Here is a 6,187-nt window from a genome sequence, read left to right on the forward strand (position 1 = left end):
GCAGGGTGTTCGGGGGAGGTAGGCCAGCGTGGCGGACGAGCAGGGAGAACCGGAGGCGATCGCCGATCCGGTGACGCCGAGTGACGACCCGGGGCGGTCGCGCGCACGGCGGGCCGGGCGGGTGACGCGCCGGGTGGCGCTGGCTTTGGCGTCACTGCTCGCGCTCGGCGCCAGCGGCTACGCCTACGTCACCAAGGACCAGCTGCAGAGCACGATCCCGACGACGGACGCCCTGACCCCGCGCGCCGGCGAGCCCGCGCCCCCACCGGCGGACGACGGCGCGGAGGACATCCTGCTGGTCGGCAGCGACGCCCGGACGGACGCGCAGGGCAACGCGCTGCCGGCGCGGGTGCTGCGCCAGCTGCGCACGGAAGCCAACAACGGCGCGGTGAACACCGACACGGTGATCGTGCTGCGGGTGCCGAAGAACGGCGGCAAGCCGTCGGCGGTGTCCATCCCGCGCGACACGTGGACGGCCATCCCGGGCCGCGGCGAAGCCAAGATCAACTCGGCGTACGGCGTCGCGAAGGCGCACGCGGCGCAGGCGTTGCGCGGGCAGGGCGAGCGCGACCAGGCGAAGATCGAGCGCGATTCGGACACCGAGGGCCGCCGGGTGCTGGTGCAGGCGGTGCAGGACCTGACCCAGGTGCGGATCGACCACTACGCCGAGATCAACCTGCTGGGCTTCTACCTGCTGACCGAGGCGCTCGGCGGGGTCGAGGTGTGCCTGAACCACGCGACCGAGGACAAGGATTCGGGCGCGAACTTCCGCCGCGGGCAGCAGACGGTGTCCGGCGGCGAGGCGCTGTCGTTCGTCCGCCAGCGCAAGAACCTCCCGCGCGGCGACCTGGACCGGATCGTCCGGCAGCAGGCGTTCCTGTCGTCGGCGCTGCACAAGCTGCTCTCGGCGGGCACGCTGACCAGCCCGGGGACGCTGAACGACCTGATGGACGCGGTCCACCGGTCGCTGACCCTGGACCCGGGCCTCGACCTGCTGCAGTTCGCCCAGCAGGCGAAGGGCATCGCCTCGGGCGACCTGACGTTCGCGACGATCCCGGTGGTGACGGCGAACGGCCGCAGCCCGGACGGCCAGAGCATCGTGCAGATCGACGCGAAGGCGGTCCGCGAGTTCGTGGCGAGCCTGGCGGGCCGCCCGGCCCCGGCCGCAGCCCCGGCAGGCGGCGGCTCGGGTGCGGGTGCGGGCTCCGCGGCGACGGAAGGCCAGGCAAGCGGCGCAGACGCGGCCTTCGCGGCCGACAGCAGCACGGCAGGCGGCGGCTCGGGCAGCGGCGCCGCCCCCGGCGCGGCGCCGCTGCTCCGAGACTCCCCCGGGGTCCCCTGCGTCAACTGACGCACCCCGGCCCCCCGTCAGCCGAAGTCGGCGCGGTGGTCCTCCGCCCACCGCCGGAAGGTCCGCGGCGCGTGGCCCGTCACCTCGCGCACCACGTCCGTCACCGCCGACGGCTCCCGGGTCGTCCGCTCCATCGCGCGCAGCACCTCCGGCGGCACCTCGGGCGGCCAGCCCAGCGCCACCATCCGCGCGGCCGCCTGCTCCGGCGTCAGCTCCTCGACCCGCAGCGGCCGCCCCAGGACGTCCGCCAGGACCGCCGCCTGCTCCCGGAACGTGATCGGCTCCGGCCCGCTCAGCTGCAGCGCCTCCCCCGCGTGCGAGCCGTCCGCCAGGACCTTCGCCGCGACGTCGGCGATGTCCCGCTCGTGGATCGCGCCGATCCGCGAGTCCGCGTACGGCGTGCGGACCACGCCCTCGGCGATGTCCGCGCGCCAGCCCAGCGCGTTCGTCGCGAACGAGCCCGGGTTCAGCAGTGTCTCCGCGAACGGCGCCGCGATCAGCGCCTCCTCCACCGCCCGGTGGAAGTGCGCGATGCGGCTCTGGGCCGACCGCGGCTCGAGCGTCGCGCCCGACGACAGCAGCACGACGTGCCGCACGCCGGCCGCTTCGGCCGCCTTCACGAACCCGCCGATGCCCTCCGGACGCGTGTAGAGGAACACCGCGGAGACGCCGTCGAGCGCAGGTTCCAGCGTCGAGGGGTCTTCCAGGTCGGCGCTCACCTTCGCGACGCCGTCCGGGACGTCGAGCGTCGAGGCGTCACGGCTCGTCGCGCGGACCTCCTGACCTGCGGCGACGAGCGATTCGAGCACCGCGCTCCCGACGTGTCCGCGGGCCCCGGTGACGAGGATGGTCATGCTGTCCCCCAGCTCTCCCACTACGTTTGCTTTCAAAGCAAACGTACTGAGGACGGAGATCCGGTGTCAACCGGCAGCCCGCGTGGTCCGCGCCTTAGCCTTGTCCGCATGAGCCTGACCGACGAGCTGCTGCGCCCGCTGCTGGCCTCGCCCGCCAAACCGTTGATCACCCACTACGACGACCAGCTGGGCAGCCGCGTCGAGCTGTCCGTGGCGACCACGGCCAACTGGGCGGCGAAGACCGCCAACTGGCTCACCGAGGAGTTCGACGTCGAACCGGGCGACGCCGTGGCGGTGCAGCTCCCGGCGCACTGGCAGACCGTCGGCGTGCTGCTCGGGGCGTGGTGGTGCGGAGCGCGGGTGGTGACCGAGGGCGCCGGCGCGCGGGTGGCGTTCGTCGGCCCGGACGACCCGGAACCGACCGGCGCGGCGGCCACCGCCGTCGTCACGCTCGACCCGATGGGCCGCGGCCTCGCCGAGCCGCCGGGCGGCGGCGCGTTCGACTACCTGAGCGAGGCGCGGACGGCGGGCGACCAGTACAGCCCGCTGGTCCCGGTGCCCGGCGACACGGCCGCGCTCTTCGGGTCCACTGTGGACGAGGTGCTGGCCGAAGCCAGGGCCCGGGCCGGGAAACTCGGCCTCACGGCGGACGACCGGGTGCTGTCCACCCGGGACTGGGAGGGGCCGGACGGCATCCTCGACGGCCTGCTCGTCCCGCTGGCCGCGGGCGCCCACCTGGTCCACGTGAGCAACGCGGACCAGGCGAAGCTGGGGGCCCGCCGTGATGCGGAGCGCACCACGGCGGACCTCCCGGCCTAGGCGTTCTGCAGCTCGCCCGCCTCGACGTCGCGGCGGGCGCGCTTGCGGCCCCACAGCAGGTGGTCGAGCGAGAGCCGCCCGCCGTTGAAGCCGAGGGCGAGCCCGGCCAGCGCGAGCACCAGGACCAGTTCGTAGCCGCCCTGGCCGGTCAGGCCGTTGTCGATGTGCACCGAGAGCAGCGCGCCGACCGAGATCACGACGTAGCCGATGCCGACGAGCGGCAGCAGGAAGCCGGCGATGAACGCGATCGAACCGAGGATCTCCACGGTCATCGCGAAGACCGCGGCGGCCGTGGGCAGCGGGATGCCCGTCATCTCGAAGAACTTCGCCGTGCCGTCGATGCCGTTGTTCCACTTCTGCAGCCCGTGCGCGAGGAAGACGACCGCGACGCCGATCCTCCCCAGCAACAGGGCCACGTCCTTGAATCGTCCGAACATCCGGTTTCAGCTCCCGAGTAGGTGAAAGTTCAACTGACCCGACCCAAAGTAGGGCACCGGGCACCACACCCGAAGCTCCGGAGCGTGATCGACAGGAAACCGACAGGGACCGTTCAGCGCTTGTGCGCCCAGGCCGCGCCGAAGCAGTAGGCGCCGAACGCGGCCAGGCCGAGCGCCACGACGATCAGCAGCACGGTGCCGAAGGGCTGCGCGGACAGCGTCTTGAGGGCGGCGTCCAGCCCGCCCGCCTTGTTCGGGTCGGCCTGGAACCCGGCGATGGCCAGCAGGATGGCGACGACGGCCAGCACGACGCCCTTGGCGAGGTAGCCCGTGGTGCCGACCCAGCCGATCCAGCGCTTGGTCTTCCCGGGCAGCTCGGAGACGTTCAGGTCCTCGAGGAACTTCTTCTTCACCCCTTTGACGCCCGCGGCGATGGCGACCCCGAGGACGCACGCGGCGGCGATGACGACGAGCGCCGGCCCGGCCGGCAGCTGGAGCAGCTTGGCGGTGAACTCCTGCTGGTTCTGGTTGCTGGAGCCGCCGCCCCCGCTGCCGGTGGCGATGCGGATGGCGGAGACGCCGAGCGCGATGACGACGACCCCGCGCGCGGCGGCGCCGATCCGCTTGCGCGTCCGCTTGCCGCCGCTGACCCACTCGTAGCCGGTGGCGGCCATCAGGAACTGCCAGAGCCCGTACAGGATCAGGCCGACGGCGACGATCCACAGCAGGATCTGCCCGAAGGCCGTCGAGCCGATCTGCTGCAGGGCGCCCTTCTGGTCGGCCTGCTCGTTGTCACCGAAGGCGACCTGCAGGGCGAGGTAGGCGATGACGAGGTGCACGACGCCGTAGCAGGCCATACCGGCCCGGCCGAGCAGCTGTGCGGTGTTGCTCTTCTCGCCTCTGTCGGCGGTGGCCTCTGTCCGGTTCATGCTTTCTGAGGTACCCAGCCGGACCCGAGATCAGCTCGGCCGAGTGGCCCAACGTCGTTGCGGCATTGGGCGGACGGCACCCCGGATCCGCAACGGCCCGGCTACGACCGGTCGCGGCGCACGTCTCCGTCGAGCCCGGTCCACCCGCCATTGACGGCGAGCACGGTCAGCACCTGTTCGGCCTGCTCGGCGAACCGCGCAAGATCACCGTGCAGCAGGGCGGCCCGTTCGTCGTCCAGCGGCTCGAAGTCGTCGAACCACAGCCCGATGGCGGCACCGGCGGTGACGACGAGCCCCTGCACGAGCCGCAGGAAGCCGGCGGACGGTTCCCCGACGGCGGCCCGGTACCCGGTCTCGATCTCGTCGCAGGCGGCCAGCAGTTCCCGAAGCCGCCGAACGGCCCCGGCCGGCGTCCCGTCCCAGGCGGCGCTGGGCCACCCGCGATCGGAGAGTTCGAGCCACAGCCGCCAGCCGGCGACCAGCTCGGCTTCGTCGTGGGGCGTCCAGGACGCCGGAACCGGCCAGTACATAGGTCCGAGAGTGACACCGGCGGAGCCCCGAAGGGTCCCGCCGGTGGGTTATGTCTCATGTGGCAAAGGTCAGCTGATGACGGGCGCCACGGGCACGCAGGGCGGCGTCTTGGCGTGCGCGGGATCGAGGGCGTTGAGCACGAGCCCGGCGGCCACCGGGTCGTAGGTGATCCCGAGGTGATCGACGAAGTCCAGCCCGCAGACGTTCTGCAGCAGGATGTTCTTGACGTTCGGCCCAGGCGCGAGGAAGGCGCTGGTGTAGGGGGTCACGACGTCGTCGTACCGGGTCTGGATGACGGTGTACTGGATCCCGGGCACGGTCTCCCCACCGGCGTTGAGATCGCGGAGGAAGGCGGACCCGACGGCCTGGTCGTTGCAGGCCTGACAGACGGTCCCGAGCGCGGCGGGCACCCCCGGAATCATTTCGAGGGTGCTGAGCAGCCCGAAGAGGTCGGTCCCGTGGTTGGAGGGCGAGAGCCCGACAACCCGGCTGATCTTGTCGGAGCCCCCGAGGTACTTGATCCAGTACCGCACGTTCATCCCACCCTGCGAGTGCCCGACAACGTCCAGTTTCGAGGCCCCGGTGGCGGCGAGGATCCGGTCCCCGAAGGCGGCAAGCGCTTTCGCGGTATCGACAACGGGTCCCACGGTCTGCAGGAAGGCTCCCGGAGCCCCACCGAAGTTCCCGGCGAAGACGCAGTACCCGGCCGAGGCGAGCCGCTGGGACAGGTTGGCCCAGTTCTCGTAGGCGTTGGCGGTGGTCCCGTTGGAGAGCAGAACGGGGTTGGGATGCGAAGCGGAGGGCCGGCACCCCCAGTCGTTGGCCCCGGGAGGGGCAAGGGTGGGATCCCCGAGCGAGTAGACGGCAGCGGCAAGGATGTTGGGCTGAACAGGCCCGGAGGGCTCCCGTTCAGCAGCTTGGCCAACCCCGGCCCCCAGGACAAGCAGTCCAACTGCAGCCCCGACGACCACAGCCAGCCCACGCGACAGAGCACCCATCCGTTTCACCTCTCTGTGAACCGATGGTGACCAGCATCACCAGAGGCTTAACGCGCGAGTAGGCCCCAAGAAGCTCCCCCTAGCGAGTGAATCCCCCACGCAAAGCCGAGCGGCCCCACCCAACCCGGCCCAGCGACCACCCAGACCCCCCGCAACCCCGATACGAAGCCAAAACACGGCCGGGGGGGGGGGGGGGAGTTAGGAGTTGATAGGGCGGAGAAAAAATGGGGAGGGGGGGTGAGAGAAAAAAAATCGGGGGGGGGCCGGG

Annotated in this window: 7 protein-coding genes; 2 read left to right on the forward strand and 5 right to left on the reverse strand. The window is 71.8% G+C overall.

Features of this window, described 5'->3' with window-relative positions:
• Positions 1 to 70: 70 nt before the first annotated feature.
• Positions 71 to 1,351 (forward strand): LCP family protein, encoded by a 1,281-nt coding sequence (locus ABZW17_RS43680; protein WP_354827948.1) that lies wholly within the window; start codon positions 71 to 73, stop codon positions 1,349 to 1,351.
• A gap of 17 nt (positions 1,352 to 1,368) precedes the next feature.
• Here ABZW17_RS43680 and ABZW17_RS43685 read toward each other — a convergent pair whose 3' ends face one another.
• Entirely contained in the window at positions 1,369 to 2,205 is an 837-nt protein-coding gene (locus ABZW17_RS43685) for an NAD(P)H-binding protein (protein ID WP_354827929.1), read from the reverse strand.
• A gap of 108 nt (positions 2,206 to 2,313) precedes the next feature.
• On the opposite strand from ABZW17_RS43685, the gene ABZW17_RS43690 reads away from it, so the two are divergent.
• Positions 2,314 to 3,024 carry a TIGR03089 family protein gene (locus ABZW17_RS43690; protein WP_354827932.1) on the forward strand — a complete coding sequence of 237 codons (711 nt, stop codon included), beginning with the start codon at positions 2,314 to 2,316 and terminating at the stop codon, positions 3,022 to 3,024.
• Here the strand turns inward: ABZW17_RS43690 and ABZW17_RS43695 are convergent.
• From ABZW17_RS43695 to ABZW17_RS43710, 4 genes are all read right to left on the reverse strand, one after another.
• Positions 3,021 to 3,461 (reverse strand): DoxX family protein, encoded by a 441-nt coding sequence (locus ABZW17_RS43695; RefSeq protein WP_354827935.1) that lies wholly within the window; start codon positions 3,459 to 3,461, stop codon positions 3,021 to 3,023. The two genes, ABZW17_RS43690 and ABZW17_RS43695, sit on opposite strands and share 4 nt — an antisense overlap.
• Before the next feature lie 113 nt (positions 3,462 to 3,574).
• On the reverse strand, positions 3,575 to 4,390 hold the full coding sequence (locus ABZW17_RS43700) for a DUF1206 domain-containing protein (RefSeq protein WP_354827938.1): 816 nt from the start codon (positions 4,388 to 4,390) through the stop codon (positions 3,575 to 3,577).
• 101 nt (positions 4,391 to 4,491) lie between these two features.
• Positions 4,492 to 4,920 carry a hypothetical protein gene (locus ABZW17_RS43705; RefSeq protein ID WP_354827941.1) on the reverse strand — a complete coding sequence of 143 codons (429 nt, stop codon included), beginning with the start codon at positions 4,918 to 4,920 and terminating at the stop codon, positions 4,492 to 4,494.
• 69 nt (positions 4,921 to 4,989) lie between these two features.
• Positions 4,990 to 5,919 carry an alpha/beta fold hydrolase gene (locus ABZW17_RS43710; RefSeq protein ID WP_354827943.1) on the reverse strand — a complete coding sequence of 310 codons (930 nt, stop codon included), beginning with the start codon at positions 5,917 to 5,919 and terminating at the stop codon, positions 4,990 to 4,992.
• Positions 5,920 to 6,187: the final 268 nt, after the last annotated feature.

The sequence above is a fragment of the Amycolatopsis sp. NPDC004625 genome (assembly GCF_040609695.1).
In the GTDB taxonomy this organism is placed as follows: Bacteria; Actinomycetota; Actinomycetes; order Mycobacteriales; family Pseudonocardiaceae; genus Amycolatopsis.

Coding starts and splice junctions, on each gene's coding strand:
- ABZW17_RS43685 (WP_354827929.1), bottom strand. CDS start 2,205: ATGACCATCCTCGTCACCGGGGCCCGCGGACACGTCGGGAGCGCGGTG.
- ABZW17_RS43690 (WP_354827932.1), top strand. CDS start 2,314: ATGAGCCTGACCGACGAGCTGCTGCGCCCGCTGCTGGCCTCGCCCGCC.
- ABZW17_RS43695 (WP_354827935.1), bottom strand. CDS start 3,461: ATGTTCGGACGATTCAAGGACGTGGCCCTGTTGCTGGGGAGGATCGGC.
- ABZW17_RS43700 (WP_354827938.1), bottom strand. CDS start 4,390: ATGAACCGGACAGAGGCCACCGCCGACAGAGGCGAGAAGAGCAACACC.
- ABZW17_RS43705 (WP_354827941.1), bottom strand. CDS start 4,920: ATGTACTGGCCGGTTCCGGCGTCCTGGACGCCCCACGACGAAGCCGAG.
- ABZW17_RS43710 (WP_354827943.1), bottom strand. CDS start 5,919: ATGGGTGCTCTGTCGCGTGGGCTGGCTGTGGTCGTCGGGGCTGCAGTT.